Raw genomic sequence first — 22,053 nt, forward strand, 5'->3', positions numbered from 1 at the left:
AAGCCCGACCTGACGCCAGGGTGCCGCCTGTTGCTCGTTGAAGAGGTCCTGCAGAGCCGCGAGCTGCTGTTGCTTCGCCTGGTCCTCGACGGCACCGATGCCCGCCAATGTGCGCCCGGGCGCCAGAAGGTTGTCCTGGACCGTCTGGACCTGTCCGATGCCGGCCATGCCGGCGGCGCGGTCGCTCTGAGCCGCCGACAGGAGCGCGCCAGCCTGCGTAAGCGAGCGATCGGCGTTCGAGCCCTGCAGGTTGGCCAGCGCGTTGGCGCCGGCGAGCCCGGCCTGGTTCGCGTTCAGCGACAGGTTCGCGCCGGTCGCGGCGAGGCTGCCGTTGCCCGTGTTGATTCCGGCGATGCCCTGGTAGAGGTTGCCGGCAGTCCCGGCCCGCGCGTTCTCGGCCGCGTCGATCGCGGAGGCGGCCTGCGCCTGACGCCCGCGCTCGGCCTCGTAATCGGCATAGCGGGCTTGGGTCTCGACATTGGCGACGGCATCGGCGGTTGCGGCGGCGAACCGACCCGAGCCGTACCGACCCGACGCGGCGAACTGTTGCCCCACCTTCGATGCGGCCTCGGCGCTCGAGCGCCCGAGAATGTCGTCGAGATAGGGGTTCGCGCCGCCGAGATACTTCCCGTTGGCGACGTCAAGGAGTGACGACTTCACCTGAGACGGCCCGCCCGCCACGCTGTCGGCGAGCGCCTTCATGGCCGACGTGTCGGTGCCGTAGGTCCCGCCGGCCAGCGCCGAACCGGTGGTCTGCGCCAGGCTGTTCGGGTCGGAGAGCTTCGACGCGGCAGAGGCGACGCCGCCCGTGTCGACGTTGGTCTTCACCCCACCGAGCTGCGCGGCCGCGCTCTGGGTACCGGCCGTCGAGCCACCATTGCCCAGCAGCGTGCCGAGGAAGCTGCTCCCCGCCTGCGCCGCGCCCGTGGCGCCGCTGGCATTGGCCTTCATGCTGTCCAGGCCGGCTAGCGTGGTCTGACCGAGGCCGGCGACGCGCTCGCCCGTATATCCAGCCCGAGCGGATGGTCTTCTCGAATCGCGGCACAGCCGAACTTCTCAATGTTGGCACCCGGTATCTCATCAGCAGTTGCGTGAGAGACGCTTTTGCGCGTGCCGATGGCTTCCGCGACATCACCGACATGGCTGCATTCTGGTGGCGAGAGCACCCGCCCGCGGAGGGCAACGTCCTGGTGTTCGAGGGCGTGGTGATCCGCTGGACGCCGCTCGCCCCGGCCGACGCGCTCGACATCGGAGCCGCAGCATGAAGGTCTCCGTTGAGGGGAGGGCGGATTGAAAGCTCACTCGCCGCATTCAACCGCAGCACGCCCCGAACTGGATCCGGGCCTCGTTCGCCTCGTCGAAGCGCTTGCCGAAGCGGTAGCGCTTCGTGATCAGCGCGCGGCGCTCTCAGCTCGTGAGGCGGCAAGAGCAAAGAGAAAATGAAGCGCGCCGCCCTTTATGCCCGCTACAGCACCGATATGCAGAATGAGAGGTCCGTTGAGGACCAGTTCGAGCTGTGCCGTGCCTACGCCGTCCGCGAGGGGCTGCGGGTCGTTTCTCGCTTCTCCGACAAGGCCCGCTCGGGCGGCTCTATGTTCGAGCGCGGCGACCTACTCGCCTTGCTTGCGCAGGCTCAAGCGCCTGATCGACCGTTCGACGTGCTGATCGTAGAGGCCCTCGATCGCCTGTCGCGCGACATGGAAGATCTTGCCGGCATCCACAAGCGACTGACCTTCCACGGTGTGGAGATTCGCGCTGTTCACGAGGGAGTGGCATCGACGGTGCTCGTCGGTCTGCGTGGCCTTGTCGGTCAGCTATTTCGGGAAGACGGTGCGAAGAAGATCAAGCGTTGCCTCTCCGGTGTCGTCAGGTCTGGCCGCATCGCCGGCGGGCTCGCTTACGGCTACCGGGTCGTGCCAGGCAAACCAGGCGAGCGCGAGATCGATCCAGACCAAGCCGCGATCGTCGTCCGCATCTACGAGGAGTATGCATCTGGTCGCGTCCCCCGCCGCATTGCCGCGGCGCTGAACAAGGAGCGTATTGCACCGCCGAGGGGCTCTCTCTGGAATGCATCGACGCTCAACGGCTCGTCCGCCAGGGGCAACGGCATCCTCAATAACGAGCACTACGCGGGCCGAATCGTCTGGAACAAGGTCTCGAAGGCTCGCAACCCCTACACCGGCAAGCGCGTGCCCCGCATCAATCCGTCAGCCGAGCGCGAGGCTGTCGAGGTGCCTACGCTTCGGATCGTCAATGCGGAGCTCTGGGATCGGGTCCAGGCGATACGCGGGCAGCGAAGTGTCTCGCACCCTCATATCAGCCGGCGACCGACGCACCTTTTAAGCGGCTTGCTCCGCTGCGGCTGTTGCGGATCTGGGTACACTGTCCACGACCGTGACAAGACTGGGAAGGTACGCATCCGTTGCTCCGCCCAACGCGAGAGCGGCAGCTGCGACAACCGGCGAATCGTCTACCTGCCGTCGATGGAGGCAGCCGTAATTGATGGGATGCGCGAGCATCTCCGCGATCCTCGCCTGATCGAGGTCTTCGTGAAGCGTTACAACGCGGAGCGGAAGCGGCTTGCGAGCACGGCCGACAGGGATCGGGGCCGCATCGCTGCCCGATTGGACGGATGTCGGCGCGCGTACGACCGCCTTCTCGCGGCGTTCGCCAAGGGCTTCTTGTCCGAGGACGACGCAGAGGCAACCCTGCCCAAGCTCCGCGAAGAGCGTGCAGCGCTGGAGGCGGAACTCGCCCAGATCGAGGAGTCGCCACAGGTCATCGCACTGCACCCGACGCTGATCGCCGAGTACCTCCGGCATGTCGAAGTGCTTCACGAAACGCTGTCAATCTATGGACGCGAAGAGGGAGAGGCTGGCGAAAAGCTGGTCCGCTCGTTCCGGTCACTTATTGAGACAGTGACCATCCATCCCGGCCTGCCGAGACAGGGCTTCGACGTAGAGGTCAGGGGGCGTCTGTCCGAACTGATCGGAGAGCCGGCCTTCCCAAGCGGTCGCTACAGTGGGGGATTGCTGGTGCCGCAAGAGGGATTCGAACCCCCGACCCCCTCATTACGAATGAGGTGCTCTACCAGCTGAGCTATTGCGGCGAGATCCGTAGTGCGACGGCTGGTGTCGCTTCGGATCGTTGCGGCTTCATATCCGCACGCTCGACCGATGGCAAGGCGGCCCGCGTCGTCTTCGTGATGCAACTGTGCCACGGACGGTGCATCACGGTCCCGCGATGCGCCATGCTGCCTTGACGCGGAGCGATGCGGCTTCGAAGGCTCGCGGCACGTTTCAGGAAAAGCCATGTCCCTCATCGCCCGCTTGCGTGCCTATGCTGCCGACGCGTTCGGCCTGTCCGCGAGCCCGGACGATTCGGAAGCTGTAGATGAGCGCTTGGCGGCGATTGCCCTTCTCGTCCATGTGGCACGGGTGGATGGCGTTCTCGACGGCGCCGAGTCGGAGCGGCTCTGCCGCCTGGTCGAGGGACGCTATGCCGGCAACCGCGAGGAGGCCGAAGCGCTGATCGCTCGCGCGGCCGGTGTCGATGCCCAGACCCGCGACATGGCGCTGCTCGTGGAAATGATGGGCCACGAGTTCGGCGAGACGGAGCGCGCGCGGCTGCTCTCCATGGCATGGTCGGTGGCCGGCGCCGATGGCACGGTTCATGAGTTCGAAGAGGCGTTGGTCTGGCGGCTCGGTCGCCTGCTCCGGTTCGATGACACGGCGATCCGTCTCGCCAGGGCCGGCGCAGAATCGGGGGCGGTCTCCTAGCGGCAGCTCGGCAGACGATCCTCGGCTTCGCCGGGCCGGATCAGGCCGGAAGAAAGAATCGCGGCGCGATGATCGTCAGCTTCACCTTGATCCTCCTGGCCCAACTCGTCGGAGAGGTGCTCGCACGTGCCACGGCCCTCTCAGTCCCGGGTCCGGTCATCGGGATGGCACTGCTTCTCTTGTTCATGGTGTTGCGCGACCACTGGTCCGGCATTGCCTCACGAGTCCTCGCTGCGCCACTCGTGGACGGCACCCTGGAGCGCTCCGGGAAAGGGCTGCTCGCCCATCTGTCGCTGATGTTCATCCCGGCCGGCGCCGGTATCGTCGGACGGCTCGACGTGCTCGAAGCTCATGGCTTGGCGCTGGCCTGCGTCGTTGTCGTCTCGACATTGGCGACCCTTACGGCGACGGCGCTCACCTTCGTCGCCGTCAAGCGTTGGTTCGCCCCGGGGAGGGAGCCATGACCGGCGATTTCGCGCTCTGGGTCTATCTCTCGCGCACGCCCCTGCTGTGGCTGACCGTGACTCTGATGGTCTATGCGGTGGCCGACCGCATCGCCACGGCAACGAACAGGCATCCCCTGGCGAATCCCGTAGTCGTCGCCATCATCCTGATGGCTGGCGTGCTTAAGCTGACCGGAACGCCCTACGCGACTTATTTCGACGGTGCCCAATTCGTCCACTTCCTGCTCGGGCCCGCCACCGTGGCCCTGGCGATCCCGCTCTACGAATATCGCGCCACGGTGATCCGCTCGCTGGCGCCAATGCTGGCAGCTCTCCTCGTAGGCTCCGTCGTAGCTCTCATCTCTGCCGTGACCTTGGGCACGGCCTTCGGCATCCCGCACGACGTCATCATCGCCCTCGTCCCGAAATCGGTGACGACCGGTGTCGCGATGGGGATTGCTCAGAATCTCGGCGGTGATCCGACCCTCGCAGCCGTGCTGGTGATGTTGACGGGTATGACCGGTGGAATCCTGGTGACGCCGCTCATGAATCTGCTCCGCATTCAGGACATGCGGGCACGAGGCTTCGCCGCCGGTCTCGCCGCGCACGGTGTCGGCACCGCACGGGCGTTTCAGGTCAACGAGGTGGCGGGTGCTTTCGCGGGTATCGCACTCGGTCTCAACGCCTTCATCACGGCGATCCTCGCACCGCTCGCCGTGACGTTTTTGCGCTGACGTCACCCCCCCTATTTGGCGAGCGCAGCTTCAGTAATTTCTGTCGGGATGAAGCGGCCGTCCTGGCCCGATTTCATGTCGATGCGCGTGTCGTGAAGGGCGTGCAGCGTCGAGCGATGGCCGATGGAAACGATGGTCGTCCCCGGCAACCGCTCGCGCAGCATGCGGTAGATGCCAGCTTCGCTCGGCTCGTCGAGGGCGGCGGTGGATTCGTCGAGGAAAAGCCACGCGGGCTTCGCCAGCACGGCGCGGGCGATGGCCAAACGCTGCTGTTCACCGCCGGACAGGCGCTGGTCCCAGGCATCGATCTCGTCGAGACGGTCGGCCAGCTGCGGCAGTTGCGCGGCAATCAAGGCTTCGCGGATCGCCTCGTCGGAGAACTGGTCGGTGGTGCTGGGATAGACCACTGCGCCACGCAGGGTTCCGAGTGGAATATACGGCCGCTGCGGCAGCACCAGCGCCGACTGACCTTCGGGCACGTCGATCCGGCCCTTGCCGAACGGCCAGATCCCGGCGATCGCACGGAACAGGGTCGACTTGCCCGATCCAGACGGGCCGGTGACGAGAGTGGCGGTACCCTTGGTGAGGGTGAACGACTTGGCGGAGACGATCTCGCGACCATCGGGCAGCGCCAGGGTCATGCCGGACGCCGTCACGGCCGGGCCCGGTCCACTGCCCTGCACCAAGCCATATCCGGCACCGGACAGGGCCTCCGCCTTCGTCATCGCCCGCTTGAATGACGTCAGGCGGTTGGTATTGGCGCGGTACGACGCGATGGTGGTGTAGGAATCGATGAAGAAGGACAGGGAACCCTGGACGCTGCTGAAGGCGTTCGCCGTCTGCTGGAACTGGCCGAGGGTAATTTTCTTCAGGAAGTAGGATGGAGCGGCGAGGATGTAGGGAAACACCACGCTGATCTGGTTGTAGGACAGGGTGAAGCTGCCGATCTTGATCCGCCGGTAGATGATGGCGAGGTAGTTCTCGATGATCTCCCGGAACAGCTCGCGCAGTCGCAAGGTCTCCGACCGCTCACCGCGCAGCAGGGCAATCTGCTCGGAATAGATCCTGGTCCGCGCGAGTGAGAAGCGAAAATCGGCCTCCACCTTCTCCTGCCGGAAGTCGAGGCCGATGAGCGGGCGGCCGATGAGATGGGTCAGCCAAGTTCCGACCACCGCGTAGACGATGACCAGCCACACCAGGAAGCCGGGCACTACCATGTCGGTGAAGGGAAGAACGAAATCCCGCGACAGCCCCCAAAGGATAACCATGAAGGAAACCAGGGTAGCGGCCTGGGACAGGAGCCGGATCGACAGGCTCGTCGTCTGCTGGATGAAGAGGTTGACGTCGCTCTGGATGCGCTGATCCGGGTTGTCGGCCGGTTCGTCGGTGAAGGGTATGCGGTAATGCGTGCCCCCATCGAGCCAGCGGCTGTAGAGGCTGCGTGCGAGCCAAGTGCGCCAGCGGATGTGCAGCGAAGCATCGACGAAAGTGTCGAACATGCCGATGATGACCCAGATCGTCGCAAGAGGCACGAAGATCCAGACGAGCTGATACCAGAATGCGTCGGCGTTATACTCTTGCAGCGCGTTGAAGAGGTCGCGGTACCAGAAGTTCAGGCGCAGTTGTAGCGCAACCTGCGCAAAGGTGATGAAGATCGAAAGCGCAACGAGGCGCCGTGCGACGCGGCCTTCGGTACCGCCGAAGAAACGGAACGGTCGGATTTCCCGGTTCGGCTCCTCGCGTGCGGCGAAGAACGGATCCGCGATACGAGTGATCGCGCGGATGGGTTCGAGATGGGAAATTCCGAACACGATGCCTGCGAAGACCACCGCGCCCGTGGCCGCGAAGGCAGGCGGCAGCAGTGCCGCCAGCGTCTCCGGCAGAAAACCGGATGCTGCAAGTTGCTTAGCACCGGCTAGGAACAAATACCCGATACCGTAGACGGAAACGAACACCTTGAGATAATCTGAGAGCTTGGCGGAGGCAAAAAGGATCACCACCATCGCGAAGCCGCTGAGGCTGACGTAGAGCGGTGTCGAGGTGCCCGGCAGGATCAGAAGAACGAGGGCAAAGAGCGCCGTTATGGCGGCCTGCAGGCCGAGGCCTGTCCTGAGTACGGCCACGCGCGTCTCCTCAACTCGGTAAATTCAAATGTGCGAATAGGTCTTCGCCCGCCGGATTAGCACCCGATCGTGACGGCGGCAGTGACGGCCGGTCGTGGCGAGATCGTGGCGAGGGCTTCACCCGCCGGATGCGTCAGATCGGATCAGGGCCAATCCCAGTCGCCGTAATCGGGCTCGCGACAGCGGTACCCCACGGGGCATTCCAGATTATCGCGGGTCGGGACGAAACGCAGCTCGGCGATTTCCGTCAGGCCGCAAAGGCTGCGATCGCTGACGAAGCGTTCCGTCTTTACCGGCTGCTCCCCCCTGCCGGACCTATCCGCCTTGCCCACGGACCAGGACAGGATCGCCGATCCGTCGCGCTTCACGAGCGCCATCGCGTCCGCGCAGGACATCCGCGGAGTGGGGGGAGGCGTCTGAGCGCCGGCCGAGGTGGCGATGACGACGCAGACGGCGATGGCGAGGCGTCTCGTCACGATGGATCTGCGCGCTGGTATGTTTCTCACAAGCTTGAGCATGGCAGTTTTGGCAAGCGACGGGAAGGCCTTGCCGTTCGCTCGCCCTATTCCCGGAGTCTATCCACCGCTATCAAACGCACCGAGACAGAATAATCACACACCTTTCCTGACGAGAGCCGACTTTGAGAATGATAACGGCCTGCATGTCGGACTGGGTGGGGGATCGAATGTCGCGGAATAGTGAGGTGGTGGGTGCCGACGAGAAATTGGCGCGCACGGGATTGGCTCGGCCTCAGGGTCGGGCTTGACGGGAGACAACGATGGCCGCCCGCATCGAAAGCGAGGATATGAAGAACGAGGACGGCACGCCGTCAGTGACGGTGACCGGACCGTCGGGCGGGTCGCGCCGTGCCCTGATACTTCCAGTATCCCTCGCCATGGGCTGGGGCGTTCTCCTCGGCTACAGCACAGTTCTGTTGACGAACGATACACCTGTCCGCCCTGAGACCGGCACGGCACAGGCTGCCTTGAACGAGCCGGGTCCGTTCGAGAACACGGCGGCATCCTCACGCCTGCCCCGTGCCAATGCGCCCTGGTCGGATGTGGGGCTTGGCTCTGCTCACGCTGGAGCGCCTGCCCGGGACAGGCTCGCTGCATCCCCTGCCCAGCCGGGCATCCGGCCGGTCGCGCTCAAGCAGGATACGGAAGTGACGCCACGCGCCGATGCCCCCGCTACCGCTTCTCCGCCGATCGAGGCGGCGGCTTATGTCGGCGTCTGGGGGCCGAACGAGGTGGCATGCCGCCGCGGCGCGCGGCGCCGTGGATACATACCGGCGCGGATCACCGAAAATGGCGCGCGGGCGGGAAATACCGTCTGTACCTTCCGCGACGGACGGCGCATGGGCGCGAGTTGGAGCGTGGCAGCATCCTGCAGCGATGGCGGCCGGCGCTGGACATCCCAAGTGAAGCTGATCGTCGAGGGCGACCGTCTGACATGGTCGAGTGCCAAGGGCGACGCCTCTTACGTCCGGTGCAATCGCCGCGCAGGGTAAACACCGCCGATACTGAAGTCTCGCCGGATCTCTTCGCCATGACGGGCTGAAATATCGGGCGAAGGTTTCACGGATTCACGTCGGCCAAATCCGTCCGCGCGACGACATTTAACCGCCCAGCGCCCGATCTTGTCCGGTCATCCGCAACGAAAAGAGGGCCGTCTTGCGACGACCCTCTCCGCTCTCGCGGCGGTAACCGCGAGAGCATCCATTCCACGTGACGATAGGGACTTTTTTAGAAGTCCATGCCGCCCATGCCGCCGCCGCCCGGCATCTGGGGAGCGCCGCTGTCCTTCTTCGGAGCATCGGCGATCATGGCCTCGGTGGTGACGAGGAGACCGGCGATCGAGGAGGCGTCCTGCAGAGCGGTGCGCACGACCTTGGCCGGGTCGACGATGCCGGCCTGGATCATGTCGACATACTCTTCGGTCTGGGCGTTGAAGCCGTAGGTGATCGAAGAGGTGTTGTCGGTGATCTTGCCGACCACGATCGAGCCTTCGACGCCCGAGTTGGCGGCGATCTGGCGGATCGGTGCCTCGAGGGCCTTCAGCACGATCTTGATGCCGGCCTGGACGTCCGGATTGTCGCTCTGGAGAGCGCGGACGGCCTCACGGGCACGGAGGAGGGCGGTGCCGCCGCCGGGGACGATGCCTTCTTCCACCGCAGCGCGGGTGGCGTTGAGCGCGTCGTCGACGCGGTCCTTCTTCTCCTTGACCTCGACCTCGGTCGCGCCGCCGACGCGGATGACCGCGACGCCGCCGGCGAGCTTGGCCAGGCGCTCCTGGAGCTTCTCACGGTCGTAGTCCGAGGTGGTCTCCTCGATCTGCGCCTTGATCTGGCCGACACGGGCTTCGATGTCCGCCTTCTCGCCGAGACCGTCGATGATCGTGGTGGTCTCCTTCTCGATGCGGATGCGCTTGGCGCGGCCGAGCATCGGGAGGGTGACGTTCTCGAGCTTGATGCCGAGGTCCTCGGCGATCATCTGACCCTGGGTCAGGATCGCGATGTCCTCAAGCATGGCCTTGCGGCGATCGCCGAAGCCCGGAGCCTTGACGGCAGCGACCTTGAGGCCACCGCGCAGCTTGTTCACGACGAGCGTGGCGAGAGCCTCACCCTCGATGTCCTCGGCGATGATAACGAGCGGCTTACCGGTCTGCACCACGGCCTCGAGAACCGGCAGCATCGCCTGGAGCGACGAGAGCTTCTTCTCGTGGATGAGGATGTAGGGGTCCTCGAGCTCGGCGACCATCTTCTCCGCGTTCGTAATGAAGTACGGGGAGAGGTAGCCGCGGTCGAACTGCATGCCCTCGACGACGTCGAGCTCGGTCTCGGCGGTCTTGGCTTCCTCGACGGTGATGACACCCTCGTTGCCGACCTTCTGCATGGCGTGGGCGATCATCTCGCCGATTTCCTTGTCGCCATTGGCCGAGATGGTGCCGACCTGGGCAACTTCCTCGGACGAGGCGACCTTTTTGGCGCGGCTCGTGATGTCCTTCACGGCAGCGGTGGTGGCGAGGTCGATGCCGCGCTTCAGGTCCATCGGGTTCATGCCGGCGGCGACGTACTTGGCGCCTTCACGGACGATGGCCTGGGCCAGGACGGTGGCGGTGGTGGTGCCGTCGCCAGCGATGTCGTTGGTCTTCGAGGCCACTTCGCGCACCATCTGGGCGCCCATGTTCTCGAACTTGTCGGCGAGCTCGATCTCCTTGGCGACGGTGACGCCGTCCTTGGTGATGCGCGGAGCGCCGAAGGACTTCTCGATGACGACGTTACGGCCCTTGGGGCCGAGGGTCACCTTGACGGCATCGGCGAGGATGTCGACGCCGCGGAGCATCTTCTCGCGGGCATCTGAGCCGAAGCGTACTTCTTTCGCTGCCATGTATAGATCCTCATCAGGTTGAGAGCCTTGAGGCGCTCACCGAAGGGCGCGCTCGAAAGGCTCGAATGGAAGAAGGAAGAGGGCCGGGTCGCTTTAGGCGACGACGCCCATGATGTCGGATTCCTTCATGATCAGGAGGTCCTGACCGTCGATCTTGACTTCGGTGCCGGACCACTTGCCGAACAGGACGCGGTCACCGGCCTTGACGTCGAGCGGGTTCACGCGGCCGGCCTCGTCACGGGCGCCAGGGCCGACAGCGACGATCTCGCCCTCTTGCGGCTTCTCCTTGGCGGTATCGGGGATGATGATGCCCCCCTTGGTCTTCTCTTCGCCTTCGATACGGCGGACGACGACACGGTCGTGCAGCGGACGGAACTTCATGAGCTGCCCTCTTGCTTCAAATTCATGGATGGCGTTGATGCGGCCGAAGGGCTCGCCCAACCCAGGCTGTTAGCACTCCCGAGCGAAGAGTGCCAAAGCAAGGGCGGAGGTAGGCTCAAGCTCCTTGCGAGTCAAGACGCGGACGACGCGTCATGCCGCGTTTGCGCAGCATGTTCTGCTCTCCGGTCGCTGACAGACGGATGACAATCACCCCATGATCAGCCTTCAGGGACCGCAAGGCGCGGTCGAGCATTCCGGCGCAGCCAATGGCGGCGGCGTGCCGAGCCATGCGATCTGGATCGACCTCAACGATCCGAGCGCCGAGGAGGCCGAGCATATCGAGGCCGCCACCGGCCTGCGCGTCCCCTCGCGAAAAGCCCTGAGCGAGGTCGAGAACTCGAGCCGCCTGCGCCGGCTCAAGAACGGTCTTTCGCTCTCCACACCGATGATCACCTTCGACAAGGTGGATTCGCAGCTGACCCCGCTCGGCTTCGTCCTGACCCGGGACCGGCTCATCACCGTCAGGTTCAATGAGCTGCGCGCCTTCGAGGAGGTCAAGAAGCGCATCGGCGACGGTGACGGCGCTTGCCAGACCGGCACCGAGATCTTCCTCCTCTTGGTGGAGGAGCTGGTGGACAGCCTCGCCGACGCCCTGGAGGAGATGGGTGCCGATCTCGACGCGCTCTCGACCCGGATCTTCGACTTCGACGTGAGGGCAGGGGGCGTCGCCGGCGATTCCGGCAAGACCCCGCGCCGCCGCGACCTCGCGCTGCGCCGAATCCTCCGCAGCGTCGGTCGGCGGGGCAAGGCGCTCGGCAAGATCCGCTCGAGCCTGCTCGGTCTCGAGCGCATCCTCCCGTTCGTCGCCGGCGAGTGCGAGCACCTCCTCGGCGCCACGGAGATGCCGCGCTTCGAGACCCTGCGCCGGGACATCGCCTCCCTCGACGAGTTCGAGATCCGCTTGTCGGAAAACGTCCAGTTCCTGCTCGACGCCACTCTCGGTCTCATCAACATCGAGCAGAACAACACGTTTCGCGTGCTCACCGTCGTCTCGGTGGTGGGCGTGCCGCCGACCCTGATCGCGTCGATGTACGGCATGAACTTCAAGCACATGCCGGAACTCGACTGGGCCTATGGCTATCCCTATGGTCTGTCGCTGATCGTCATCAGCGCGATCATCCCCATCGTCTTCTTCAAGCTGCGCGGCTGGTTCTAACGCGCGTTCGATCGAGCGTTTTCGGGGTTTAGGGAAATCTTTTCGGCCCAGCGCGCAAGGATTGGGAGCATCGCCGGCAATCCGGCGACCAGAGTCGACCGCATGGCCGTAATCGTCGCCTTCATCCTGAATGCCGGGCTCAATTTCGGCCTCGGCCTCCTTCTAGCCAAGCTCATGGGGCCGGCAGATTTCGGCCTGTTCGGCCTCGCCACCACGGGTGCCGTGGTGCTCAACACCCTGGTCTTCGAGTGGCTGCGGCTGTCGGCGACACGGTTCTATTCCAACCGCGTCCGGCGCGAGGAACCTTGGATCCGCCATGGGCTGGACCGGGCCTACGCCATCCTGGCCGTCCTCCTTCTGCTCGCATCGGCTCTCTGCGCCGTCGTCGGCGCGACTGTGGAAATGAACACGGAGGGCCGTTTCGCCATCGCGGCGGGGGCTGGCCTCGCCGCCTTCGGCATCGGCCTGTTCGATTATCACGCAGCCCTCACCCGCGCGCGCTTTGACGGCGGCCTCTATCTCAAGCTCACCCTCATCAAGAACGGCCTATCATTCCTGCTCATGGCGGGCGCAGCCTGGCTGTTTCCGCAGCCGCTCTGGGTGCTGGTCGCTTGCGGGCTCAGCCAGTTTCTACCCATCGTAGCGCTGCGCAAGCCGCTGCTCGATCCGCCCGTGCCGATCGTCCGCGTACGGATGGGGGAGACCTGGCGGCTGTTTCGCGCCTACGGGCTTCCGCTGATCGTGGCGAACGCGATCTACCAGATCACGCCGTTCCTCAACCGGAGCGCCATCGCCATGTCGTTCGGCCTGGCGGAGGCCGGCTATTTCACCCTGGCGGCGGATGTCGCCTCGCGCAGCCTCAGCATGATCGGCACGGCCTTGGACCTTATCCTGTTCCAGCTCGCCGTGCGGGTGGACGAGCACGAGGGCCATGTGGCGGCCGAGGCCCAAATCGGCCGAAATGCGGCCATCGTGGTGGCGCTCATGGTGCCTTGCGCCGGCGGGCTCTGGGCTGTGCTTCCGGCACTCCAAGGGCTCGTCGTGCCGGAGGCTTATCGCGGCCCCTTCGCCCTCTATGCGCTGATCCTCATCCCCGGCCTGCTCTGCGGCACATTGCTCAATTTCGGGCTCAACCCGATCTTCCAGATCCGGCGCAAGACGGTGCCGGTCATCGCCGCCGCCCTTGTTGGCCTTGCCGTGAATGCCATCTGCCTGGTCGTCCTGCCCGCGCATTTCGGCGCTCCCGGCATCGCCATGGCGCAGAGCGCCGGCCTTGTCGCCTCGACGCTCTGGCTCGCAGTCCGGGCCCTCGCGGGTCCGCAGCGCCTGCGGATCGACTGGTGGGAGATCTTCGCCGCCTGTACCGCCACCCTGGCGATGATGGCCTGCCTGGCACCGTTCAGGCACATGGATCCGACCATGGCACTCGCCATCTGCCTGCCTCTCGGTGTGCTGGTCTATGCCCTGCTCGTTGCGGTGTTTGACATCGCCGGATTACGCGGCCTCGTGACGACCTATCTGCGGCAGCGCGCCGTCACCCCGGCGGCGTGAGACAGAACGCACCGCTTGAAAGCGGGGCGTCCCTTCCCGCATATGGTCGTCTGAAGATGCCGTCGAGCATCGCAGCGGGCAGGAAACGATGCGGTCATACGAGCCTCAGGACGAGGGCGAGGCACAAGCCATCGTCGCCGCCGCCGCCGGCCGGTCAGAGCCGATGCGGCTCGTCGGCGGGGGAACCAAGGCCGCGATCGGCCGCCCCGCCCAGGACGAAGCCACCCTCTCTTCCCTTCGTCTGACTGGGATCACCCTCTACGAGCCGGCCGAGATGGTGGTCGCCGCCCGGGCCGGAACTCCCCTCGCGCAGGTCCAGGCCTTGCTGGCGGAACGCGGCCAGATGCTGCCCTTCGAGCCGATGGACCATCGCATCCTGATGGGCTCGGCCGGGGAGCCGACCTTCGGTGCCGTGGCAGCGACCAACAATGCGGGACCGCGCCGGATCAATGCGGGGGCGGCCCGCGACAGCCTCATCGGCGTCCGTTTCGTCAACGGGCGCGGCGAGGCCATTAAATCGGGCGGCCGGGTAATGAAGAACGTCACCGGCCTCGACCTCGTCAAGCTCATGGCGGGCTCGTGGGGCACTCTCGGCCTGCTGACCGAAGTGACCTTCAAGGTGCTTCCCGTCCAGGAACGGGTGACGACCTTGGCCTTCTCCGGCCTCGACGATGCGACGGCGGTGGCCGCTCTTAGTGCCGCCCTCGGATCGCCGTTCGAACTCACGGGTGCGGCTCACCTGCCGAGCGGCCTCGACGGGCCGAGCCCGCGCACCCTGATGCGTCTGGAGGGTTTCTCGGAATCCCTCGATTACCGCCTCGGCGAATTGCGCAAGCTCCTCAGGCGGTTCGGAGAGCCGGAGATCATCGAGGGCGAGATCGGAGCCGTTCTGTGGGCTGCGATCCGCGATGTCATCCCACTGACGGAACCGCGCGCATCCGCCGTCTGGCGAATTTCCACCGCACCGATGCAGGGTCCTGCGGTCACAGCCGCCATCGCGGCGCAGCGTCAGGCGCGTTGGTTCTACGATTGGGGCGGCGGCCTCGTCTGGCTGGCCACCTCGGCCGAGGGCGATGCCGGCGCCGAGACCATCCGCGACGTCCTCCGCACCACCGGCGGGCACGCCACCCTGGTGCGGGCACCGGATGCGGTACGCGCGGCGACCGCCGTCTTCGAGCCTCTGTCAGATCCACTGCTTCGTATGACGGCCGGGATCAAGGCGGCGCACGATCCGAAGGGGGTTTTCAATCCCGGCCGGATGTATGCTGGCATCTGACCCCCGTACGGTTCCCGCCCCGGCGATCCGGTTCTCGCCCGATGCCAGAACCAAGCTTTCAGCATCCGGCCCAAACGTTGACCGCGACAATCTCACCCGCAGCGGCCTCATGATCCTGAATGGCTTTCGCGCTATCCCCGCCGGGTGGGCGGAGGTTTAGAGCCGTTCCAAGGCTCGGCTTCCGCCGAAATTTTCTCTAAGCTGCTTGAAACAGCGCCGGGCGGCGACAGACCACCCAGCAAGAAAACGATATCGGGACCCTGAGGAAACGCCGTGCAGACCAATTTTAGCCTGACACAGCTTGCCGACCCGGCGATGGCCGCATCGGAAAAAATCCTGCGTACTTGCGTGCATTGCGGATTCTGCACTGCGACCTGCCCGACCTATCTCCTCCTCGGCGACGAACTCGATTCCCCGCGCGGCCGCATCTACCTCATCAAGGACATGCTGGAAGGCGGCAAACCGGCGACGCCCGAAGTGGTCAAGCATGTCGACCGCTGCCTGTCCTGCCTGTCCTGCATGACGACCTGTCCGTCCGGTGTGCATTACATGCACCTCGTCGATCATGCCCGCACGCATATCGAGGAGACCTATCGCCGGCCCTTGAGCGACAGGCTCCTGCGCAGCGTGCTCGCCTTCGTGCTGCCCTATCCGAACCGCTTCCGCCTCGCGCTTCTGGCCGCCAAGATCGGCTCGCCGTTCCGGCCCCTCGTCGCCCAGTTGCCCCGTGTCGGCAACCGCCTCGCGGCGATGCTCGACCTCGCCCCCGCGCTCCTGCCGAACCGCACCGTCAACGACCGGCCCGGCACCTTCCCGGCCGACAACCGCGCGCGGGAAGCGAGCGCCCTGCTTCAGGGCGAGGTCGCACCCGCCCGCGCCGGCCGGGTCGCCCTCCTGCGCGGCTGCGCCCAGAGCGTGTTGCGGCCGGATTTCAACGAGGCGGCGGTCCGGCTTCTCACCCGTCACGGCGTCGAGGTGGTCCAGGCGAAGGGGGAGGGGTGCTGCGGCGCGCTCACCCACCATATGGGCAAGTCCGAGACCTCCCACGCCCAGGCCAAGCGCACCATCGATGCCTGGATCGCCGAGATGGACGGCGACGGCCTCGACGCGATCATCGTCACGGCCTCGGGCTGCGGCACGACGATCAAGGATTACGGCTTCATGTTCCGCGACGACCCGGCCTATGCGGACAAGGCGGCGCGGGTCTCGGCCCTCGCCAAGGACGTCACCGAATACGTCGCCAACCTCGGCCTGATGCCGCCCCTGTTCGAGAGCGATCTCGTCGTGGCCTACCATTCCGCCTGCTCGATGCAGCATGGCCAGGGCATCCGCACCGAGCCGAAGAACCTGCTCAAGAAGGCCGGCTTCACCGTGAAGGACGTGCCCGAGGGCCATATCTGCTGCGGCTCGGCCGGCACCTACAATATTCTACAGCCGGAGATCGCCGGGCGCCTCCGCGACCGGAAGGTGGCCAATATCGAGCGCATGCGCCCCGACCTCATCGCCACCGGCAATATCGGCTGCGCCACGCAGATCGGGAACGGCACGAGCATCCCCATCGTGCACACGGTGGAACTGCTGGACTGGGCGACGGGCGGGCCGAAGCCGGCGGTGCTCGAGCGATTGGGCGGGACGCGGGTGCTGGAGGCGGCGGAGTAACCCGGAAGCGACGCCAGGATCTGCGCATTTCGCCAAGATCTACGCATTTCCCCAAGACCTGCGCAGGTCCTGTCGCTGGCTCGGATCGGCAGCGGACGGGAAGAGAGGGGTCAGGGAGTTCCTGATCCGGTCACCGGAATCCAGCGAAAGCCCGTTCCTCGCGCTTCGACATGGCCGAGCGACGGGAACGCCGTGTGATAGCCCGCGACCAGCAGCCTCTCGGTGGCGGCCATCGCGTAGATCGCCCGACGGGTCGCGATGCCCCGATCCTTGTCGAGATCGAACAGGGCGTGCCATTCGGGGTGGATCAGGGACGCCACCTCGTGATGGGCGCAATCGCCCCACACGAGCATCCGCTGCGCCTCGCTCTCGCAATGGAAGGCAAGGTGCCCCGGTGTGTGCCCGAACGCCGCCACCACGTCGATGCCGGGCGCGACCGTGTCGCCGGGTCCGACGAAGCGGATGCGGTCGCGCAGCGGGACGAGGTGGCTGCCCACCACTGCGGCCGACCGGTAGGTGTTGCTGTCCGCCGGCGCCGACAGGCGCTCCTCCGCCGTCCAGAAGCGGTATTCCGCCTCTCCCACGACGTAGGCCGCGTTGGGAAATTGCGGAATGCCGCCCTCGAGGAGGCCGCCGATATGGTCGGTATGGCAATGCGTGATCACCACGAGGTCGATCGTCTCCGGCGCGATTCCGGCGCGCCGTAGCGCCTGACCCAGCCGCCCTCCCGCTGGCCTGGGGATGAAGCCGACCTCGCCGTTTCCGGTATCGAAGAGGATGCGCTGTGTGCCGGTCTCGATCAGCGTCGGGGTGAAGCCCGGCGTGAACCGGTCCGGCGGAAGCCAGTTCTCCCGCATCAGCGCTTGCACCTCCTCTCTCGGCCGGTCCTCGCCGACGATCGGCCACGGCCCGTCGATGGTCTCGTCCGCATCGAGCAAGGTGGTGATGGTGAAGGCGCCGAGCCGGATGCGTCGCGACGCAGGCGCCTCGGCGAGGGCAGCCGCCCCGGCCAGGGCCGGCCTCGCGCCGGAAAGAGCGAGGCCCGCGAGGACGCCCGTGACAAGGCGTCGGCTCAATGTGATCATCGTCGCAGGATCTCCGGCTGATCCCACCGCGCAGGCGGACCGCGAGGCGGGGATGACCGGCCTAGCGCGTTAGGAGGGGGCACCGCTTGAACGAACGTGCTGGCCCAGCGCTCGGCCCCCTTTGGCACGTCGAGGGCGGGCACACCTTCTTTGCCGGACCGCTCGGCTACAACGCTAGCCACCAGCATGGTGCACCGGTCTATTTGGCCGGCCTGTATGGATCTTTCCGCATCCGGTTCAGGCCCGGTCCGTGGATCGCCTGCCGCACGGCCTTCGTCCCGGCCGGGATGCGGCACGAACTCGATTGTGCCGGCGATCCCTTGGGCGTCCTCTATCTCGAGCCGGAGGCCGGAGCGCGGGCTCTCCTGGGCCTGATCGCCGCCGGCGAGGACATCGACGGTGCACGCGTCGCCATGCGGGGTGAGATCGAGCCGTTGCGTGCGCTCTACGAATGCCGGCGCGCCACGGTCTGGGCCGGGCAGGCCATCGCCGATCTCGCCGGTTTCGCGGTGCGTCGGAACGAACCGACGCTCGATGGGCGCATCACCCGGATCATGGCCGATCTCGGCACCTGCCAGGACGCCAGCATGTCGGCGCCGCGCCTCGCGGCATCCGTCAGGCTGTCATCCTCGCGGATGCAGCACCTGTTCACCCGCGAGGTGGGAGTTCCATTCCGGCGCTATCGCTCGTGGCTGCGCATGCGGCGGGCGATCGACGCCGTCATTCGGGGTGAAACCTTCACGGTCGCGGCCCACGACGCGGCCTTCGCCGATCAGGCCCATTTCGCCAACGCCTTCCGGCAGACGTTCGGCGCACCCGCCTCGGCGAGCCTCGTGGGTATTCGGCGGCCATAGACGCCAGTGGCCTCAGTTCGGCCGGCGCACTTCAGCCAACACGAACACCCTGATCGCCGAGGACAGGTTCTGCGCGCCCCGCGCCTCGTCGATCTCGCCGATCAGCACCTGCACCGACTGCTCGCGGGCGGCGGCGATCTCGCGCAAAGCCTCCCAGAACGGCGTCTCCAACGACACGCTGGTCCGGTGGCCGGCGATCATGACCGAGCGTTTGGTAGTGCCGGTGGTCATCGAGCGCGCAACCCTCCCCCCTCTGCGGGGGAGGGTGCTTGCGAAGCAGGCGGGAGAGGGGGCGACCTCTCCGGAGATGGCGCTCCCCTCTCCCGACCCTCGCTCATGCGAGGGCCACCCTCCCCCGCAGAGGGGGGAGGGGAGACTTGCGAGCGTTTTAGGGTCGTCACCCGTCCGAATCCGGTCCCACGAGCTTGTGGCCCTCGTGGCGTGAGAACTCGATGGCCTTCTTGGCCTCGGCCAGGGTCTTGGTCTTCTTCGGCCGGCCGAAGGCGATGCGGTTGTCCTCCGCCTTCGCCTCCTTCTCGGCCCGCGCCTTGCCCTTGCGTACCGAGCGCAGGTTGATGATCTCGGCCATGAGCTTCCCCGTCAGTCGATGCTCGGTGCCAGCATGGTCTCGGGGCGCACGACCCGATCGAACTCCTCCTCCGTGACGTAGCCGAGGCGCAGGGCCTCTTCCTTCAGGGTGGTGCCGCGCTTGTGCGCGGTCTTGGCGATCTCGGCAGCCTTGTCGTAGCCGATGGAGGGGGCGAGCGCCGTCACTAGCATGAGCGAGCGGCTCATCAGGTCGGCGATTTTGTCCTCGTTGGCCTTGATGCCGACGACGCAATTGTCGGCGAAGCTCACGGCGGCATCGGCGAGGATGCGGATCGATTGCAGCACCGCATTGGCGATGACCGGCTTGAACACGTTGAGCTCGAAATTGCCCTGGGAGCCGGCGAAGCTCACCGTGGTGCCGTTGCCGATCACCTGGGCGCAGACCATGGTCAGCGCCTCGCACTGCGTCGGGTTGACCTTCCCCGGCATGATCGACGAGCCCGGCTCGTTCTCCGGCAGGGAGAGTTCGCCGAGGCCCGAGCGCGGGCCGGAGCCGAGGAAGCGAATGTCCTGGGCGATCTTGAACAGGCCCGCGGCCAGGGCCGAGAGCGCGCCTTGCGTGAAGACGAGGGCGTCGTGGGTGGCCAGCGCCTCGAACTTGTTGGCGGCCGAGGTGAAGGGCAGGCCGGTCAGCTCGGCGACCTTGGCCGCGAACTTCTCGGCAAATTCGGGATGGGCGTTGAGGCCGGTGCCGACCGCCGTGCCGCCCTGGGCCAGTGCGAGCACGCCCGGAAGCGTCGCCTTCACGCGCTCGGTGCCCAACGCCACCTGCGCGACGTAGCCGGAAAATTCCTGGCCGAGGGAGACGGGAGTCGCGTCCTGCAAATGGGTGCGGCCGATCTTGACGATGGACGAGAACGCCTCGGACTTCGCATGGAGAGCGTCGTGCAAGTGCTTCAGGGAGGGCAGCAGCCGGTCGTTGATCTCGCGCGAGGCCGCGATGTGCATCGCCGTGGGGAACACGTCGTTGGAGGATTGGCCGCGATTGACGTGATCGTTGGGGTGGACCGGCGACTTGCCGCCCCGCTTTCCGCCGAGCAGCTCGTTGGCCAGGCTGGCGATCACCTCGTTGGCGTTCATGTTCGACTGGGTGCCCGACCCCGTCTGCCAGACCACGAGGGGAAATTCCTGGTCGTGCTCACCGGACACCACCTCGGCGGCGGAGGCGGCGACGGCCTCGGCCACCTTCGGGTCGAGGGCGCCGAGATCCTGGTTCACCAGGGCGGCGGCCTGCTTCACCATCCCGAGGGCATGGACCAGGGGGGCCGGCATCTTCTCGGTGCCGATCTTGAAATTCTGGATCGAGCGCTGGGTCTGCGCGCCCCAGTAGCGATGGGCCGGAACCTCGATGGGGCCGAACGTGTCGGACTCGGTCCGGGTGGCGGACGTTTCGGTGGGGCTTTCGAGCGGCGACATCGTGGCCTCTTAGATGGCGGAGTATGCGGCCCTACTTAGACGGTGCGGGGCCAAACCGCGATGGTGCTTTTACCAAAGGCGTCACAGGTCCGTGCCGGAGTCAGGCACCGCCCCCGCGTCGAATCCAACGAGGATACATGCCGATGCCCGTGGACGCAGCGACCATGGAGCCCGATGCCCGACCGCGTTTCCGTCCTTCCGTTCCCCGCCCACTTCGCGAACAGCCGGGGCTGTTCGCCTTCCTGAAGGCGGTGCGCGCCAATCCGATCACCACGTGGCTCGACGAGCATTTCGTTGAGCCGGTCGTGGCGCGAGAGGGTGCGATGGGCCGCGTGACCGTGGTCAGTGACCCTGCCCTGATCCGCTACCTGTTCGTCGAGAACGCTGCCAATTACCGCAAGGACGACCTGCAGCGCCGGGTTCTCGCGCCGGGCCTCGGCAACGGCCTTCTCACGGCGGAGGGCGAGGAGTGGAAACTGCAAAGGCGTACCCTCGCGCCGATTTTTTCGGCCCGCCACGTCCTCGGTTTTGCGGCTCCCATGAATGAGGCCGGGGCGAAAATCGGCCGTCGCCTCGCCCGACGCGATGGCACCACCGTCGACGTGGCGCTGGAAACGACCCGGGTCACCCTCGACGTGCTCGAACGGACCATCTTCACCGAGGGGCTCTCCAGCGATCCCGACGCTCTCGGCCGCGCCATCACGCGCTTCCTCGAATCGGTCGGGCCGGTGGACCCGATGGACGTATTCGGTGTCCCTGCCTTCGTGCCGCGTATTGGCCGCCTCCGGGCGAGGCCCGCGATCCGCTTCTTCGAGGAGGTCGTGAACGCGCTTATCGAGCGCCGGCGCGCGCAACTCGATGGCGGAACGGCGCCTTCCGATCTTCTGACGTTGCTGCTTCAGGCTCAGGACCCTGAAACCGGCAAAGGTCTCAGCGACTTCGAAGTCCGCGCCAACATCGTCACCTTCATCGCTGCCGGTCATGAGACGACGGCGAATGCGCTGACCTGGGCTCTCTATTGTCTGTCGCAGGATCACGATTCCCGAGCTCACGTAGAGCGTGAAGTCGATTCGGTGCAGGGTGATGTATTCGATGCCGACGCACTCCCCTATACCAAGGCAGTGATGGAGGAGACGATGCGGCTGTTCCCGCCAGTTCCGTTCATGAGCCGGCAGGCCATCGCGGAGGATCGGATCGGCCGGATCAAGATCCCGCAGGGATCGCTGATCATGGTGGCACCCTACGTGCTCCACCGCCACCGGACGTTATGGGACGAGCCCGAGACGTTCATGCCTGAACGTTTTCTGCCGGAGAACAGAACGGCGGTACAGCGATTCTCGTACCTGCCGTTCGGAGCCGGACCGCGGGTCTGTATCGGCCAGAGCTTCTCGCTCCAGGAAGCCGTCATCGTGCTGGCGCATATGATCCGTCGCATACGCTTCACATTGCCGGCGGATCATGCCCCGGTGACGCCGTTGCAGCGCGTAACGCTCCGACCAGAACATGGCTTACGGATGCGAGTGGAGCAGCGGGCCTGA

General features: G+C 66.0%; 20 protein-coding genes, 1 tRNA gene and 1 pseudogene. 12 read left to right on the plus strand and 10 right to left on the minus strand.

Features of this window, described 5'->3' with window-relative positions; all coding sequences use genetic code 11:
- Nucleotides 1-951, minus strand: a 951-nt coding sequence (locus ASF32_RS05390; RefSeq protein ID WP_056424559.1) for a hypothetical protein, incomplete at its 3' end; no start/stop codon positions are given.
- A 71-nt stretch (nt 952-1,022) separates the two neighbouring features.
- On the opposite strand from ASF32_RS05390, the gene ASF32_RS05395 reads away from it, so the two are divergent.
- Entirely contained in the window at nt 1,023-1,265 is a 243-nt protein-coding gene (locus ASF32_RS05395) for a hypothetical protein (RefSeq protein WP_056424564.1), read from the plus strand.
- 213 nt (nt 1,266-1,478) lie between these two features.
- Nucleotides 1,479-2,498, plus strand: a pseudogene (locus ASF32_RS26335) (recombinase family protein); the annotation flags it as partial.
- A 535-nt stretch (nt 2,499-3,033) separates the two neighbouring features.
- Here ASF32_RS26335 and ASF32_RS05405 read toward each other — a convergent pair.
- A tRNA-Thr gene (locus ASF32_RS05405) sits at nt 3,034-3,109 on the minus strand.
- 202 nt (nt 3,110-3,311) lie between these two features.
- Between ASF32_RS05405 and ASF32_RS05410 the strand changes: the two genes are divergently transcribed.
- The 3 genes from ASF32_RS05410 (at nt 3,312) to ASF32_RS05420 (ending at nt 4,956) form a co-directional block, all read left to right on the plus strand.
- Nucleotides 3,312-3,779, plus strand: coding sequence for a TerB family tellurite resistance protein (locus ASF32_RS05410; protein ID WP_056424570.1), 468 nt, complete (start codon nt 3,312-3,314; stop codon nt 3,777-3,779).
- 68 nt (nt 3,780-3,847) lie between these two features.
- On the plus strand, nt 3,848-4,243 hold the full coding sequence (locus ASF32_RS05415; protein ID WP_056424573.1) for a CidA/LrgA family protein: 396 nt from the start codon (nt 3,848-3,850) through the stop codon (nt 4,241-4,243).
- Nucleotides 4,240-4,956 carry an LrgB family protein gene (locus ASF32_RS05420; RefSeq protein ID WP_056424577.1) on the plus strand — a complete coding sequence of 239 codons (717 nt, stop codon included), beginning with the start codon at nt 4,240-4,242 and terminating at the stop codon, nt 4,954-4,956. Before ASF32_RS05415 ends, ASF32_RS05420 begins: the two co-directional genes overlap by 4 nt.
- 11 nt (nt 4,957-4,967) lie before the next feature.
- On the opposite strand, the gene ASF32_RS05425 is transcribed toward ASF32_RS05420, so the two are convergent.
- Both ASF32_RS05425 and ASF32_RS05430 read right to left on the minus strand, forming a co-directional pair.
- Nucleotides 4,968-7,079: an ABC transporter ATP-binding protein/permease gene (locus ASF32_RS05425; protein WP_056424580.1), complete on the minus strand. Its 2,112-nt coding sequence runs from the start codon at nt 7,077-7,079 to the stop codon at nt 4,968-4,970.
- A gap of 143 nt (nt 7,080-7,222) precedes the next feature.
- Entirely contained in the window at nt 7,223-7,537 is a 315-nt protein-coding gene (locus ASF32_RS05430) for a hypothetical protein (protein ID WP_348271054.1), read from the minus strand.
- A 320-nt stretch (nt 7,538-7,857) separates the two neighbouring features.
- Here ASF32_RS05430 and ASF32_RS05435 point away from each other — a divergent pair, with 320 nt between their 5' ends.
- Complete coding sequence (locus ASF32_RS05435; protein WP_056424587.1) at nt 7,858-8,589, plus strand: hypothetical protein; 732 nt, start codon at nt 7,858-7,860, stop codon at nt 8,587-8,589.
- A gap of 235 nt (nt 8,590-8,824) precedes the next feature.
- Here the strand turns inward: ASF32_RS05435 and groL are convergent, their stop codons facing one another.
- Together groL and groES are read right to left on the minus strand one after the other, a co-directional pair.
- Nucleotides 8,825-10,468, minus strand: coding sequence for a chaperonin GroEL (gene groL / locus ASF32_RS05440; protein WP_056424589.1), 1,644 nt, complete (start codon nt 10,466-10,468; stop codon nt 8,825-8,827).
- A 93-nt stretch (nt 10,469-10,561) separates the two neighbouring features.
- Nucleotides 10,562-10,849 carry a co-chaperone GroES gene (gene groES / locus ASF32_RS05445; protein WP_018042554.1) on the minus strand — a complete coding sequence of 96 codons (288 nt, stop codon included), beginning with the start codon at nt 10,847-10,849 and terminating at the stop codon, nt 10,562-10,564.
- 214 nt (nt 10,850-11,063) lie between these two features.
- Between groES and ASF32_RS05450 the strand changes: the two genes are divergently transcribed.
- The 4 genes from ASF32_RS05450 to ASF32_RS05465 all read left to right on the plus strand — a co-directional run bounded on the left by ASF32_RS05450 (nt 11,064) and on the right by ASF32_RS05465 (nt 16,551).
- The gene (locus ASF32_RS05450) at nt 11,064-12,065 is read left to right on the plus strand and encodes a magnesium transporter CorA family protein (protein WP_056424594.1); all 1,002 of its coding nucleotides are present in this window, start codon (nt 11,064-11,066) and stop codon (nt 12,063-12,065) included.
- Nucleotides 12,066-12,167: 102 nt separating this feature from the next.
- A complete protein-coding gene (locus ASF32_RS05455) occupies nt 12,168-13,616 on the plus strand; it encodes a polysaccharide biosynthesis C-terminal domain-containing protein (protein ID WP_056424596.1) in 1,449 nt (482 codons plus the stop codon).
- An 88-nt stretch (nt 13,617-13,704) separates the two neighbouring features.
- Nucleotides 13,705-14,892: an FAD-binding protein gene (locus ASF32_RS05460; RefSeq protein WP_056424599.1), complete on the plus strand. Its 1,188-nt coding sequence runs from the start codon at nt 13,705-13,707 to the stop codon at nt 14,890-14,892.
- A 273-nt stretch (nt 14,893-15,165) separates the two neighbouring features.
- On the plus strand, nt 15,166-16,551 hold the full coding sequence (locus ASF32_RS05465; RefSeq protein ID WP_056424602.1) for a heterodisulfide reductase-related iron-sulfur binding cluster: 1,386 nt from the start codon (nt 15,166-15,168) through the stop codon (nt 16,549-16,551).
- A 110-nt stretch (nt 16,552-16,661) separates the two neighbouring features.
- Here the strand turns inward: ASF32_RS05465 and ASF32_RS05470 are convergent, their stop codons facing one another.
- Nucleotides 16,662-17,636: an MBL fold metallo-hydrolase gene (locus ASF32_RS05470; RefSeq protein ID WP_082470642.1), complete on the minus strand. Its 975-nt coding sequence runs from the start codon at nt 17,634-17,636 to the stop codon at nt 16,662-16,664.
- Between the two features lie 86 nt (nt 17,637-17,722).
- Between ASF32_RS05470 and ASF32_RS05475 the strand changes: the two genes are divergently transcribed.
- Nucleotides 17,723-18,490: a helix-turn-helix domain-containing protein gene (locus ASF32_RS05475; protein ID WP_056424604.1), complete on the plus strand. Its 768-nt coding sequence runs from the start codon at nt 17,723-17,725 to the stop codon at nt 18,488-18,490.
- Between the two features lie 12 nt (nt 18,491-18,502).
- On the opposite strand, the gene ASF32_RS05480 is transcribed toward ASF32_RS05475, so the two are convergent.
- The 3 genes from ASF32_RS05480 to fumC all read right to left on the minus strand — a co-directional run bounded on the left by ASF32_RS05480 (nt 18,503) and on the right by fumC (nt 20,515).
- Entirely contained in the window at nt 18,503-18,721 is a 219-nt protein-coding gene (locus ASF32_RS05480; protein WP_056424607.1) for a ribbon-helix-helix domain-containing protein, read from the minus strand.
- A 166-nt stretch (nt 18,722-18,887) separates the two neighbouring features.
- On the minus strand, nt 18,888-19,079 hold the full coding sequence (locus ASF32_RS05485; protein WP_056424610.1) for a DUF4169 family protein: 192 nt from the start codon (nt 19,077-19,079) through the stop codon (nt 18,888-18,890).
- 11 nt (nt 19,080-19,090) lie between these two features.
- A complete protein-coding gene (gene fumC, locus ASF32_RS05490) occupies nt 19,091-20,515 on the minus strand; it encodes a class II fumarate hydratase (protein ID WP_056424613.1) in 1,425 nt (474 codons plus the stop codon).
- A 143-nt stretch (nt 20,516-20,658) separates the two neighbouring features.
- Between fumC and ASF32_RS05495 the strand changes: the two genes are divergently transcribed.
- Nucleotides 20,659-22,053 (plus strand): cytochrome P450, encoded by a 1,395-nt coding sequence (locus tag ASF32_RS05495; protein ID WP_056424617.1) that lies wholly within the window; start codon nt 20,659-20,661, stop codon nt 22,051-22,053.

Source organism: Methylobacterium sp. Leaf91 (genome assembly GCF_001422815.1).
GTDB lineage: Bacteria > Pseudomonadota > Alphaproteobacteria > Rhizobiales > Beijerinckiaceae > Methylobacterium.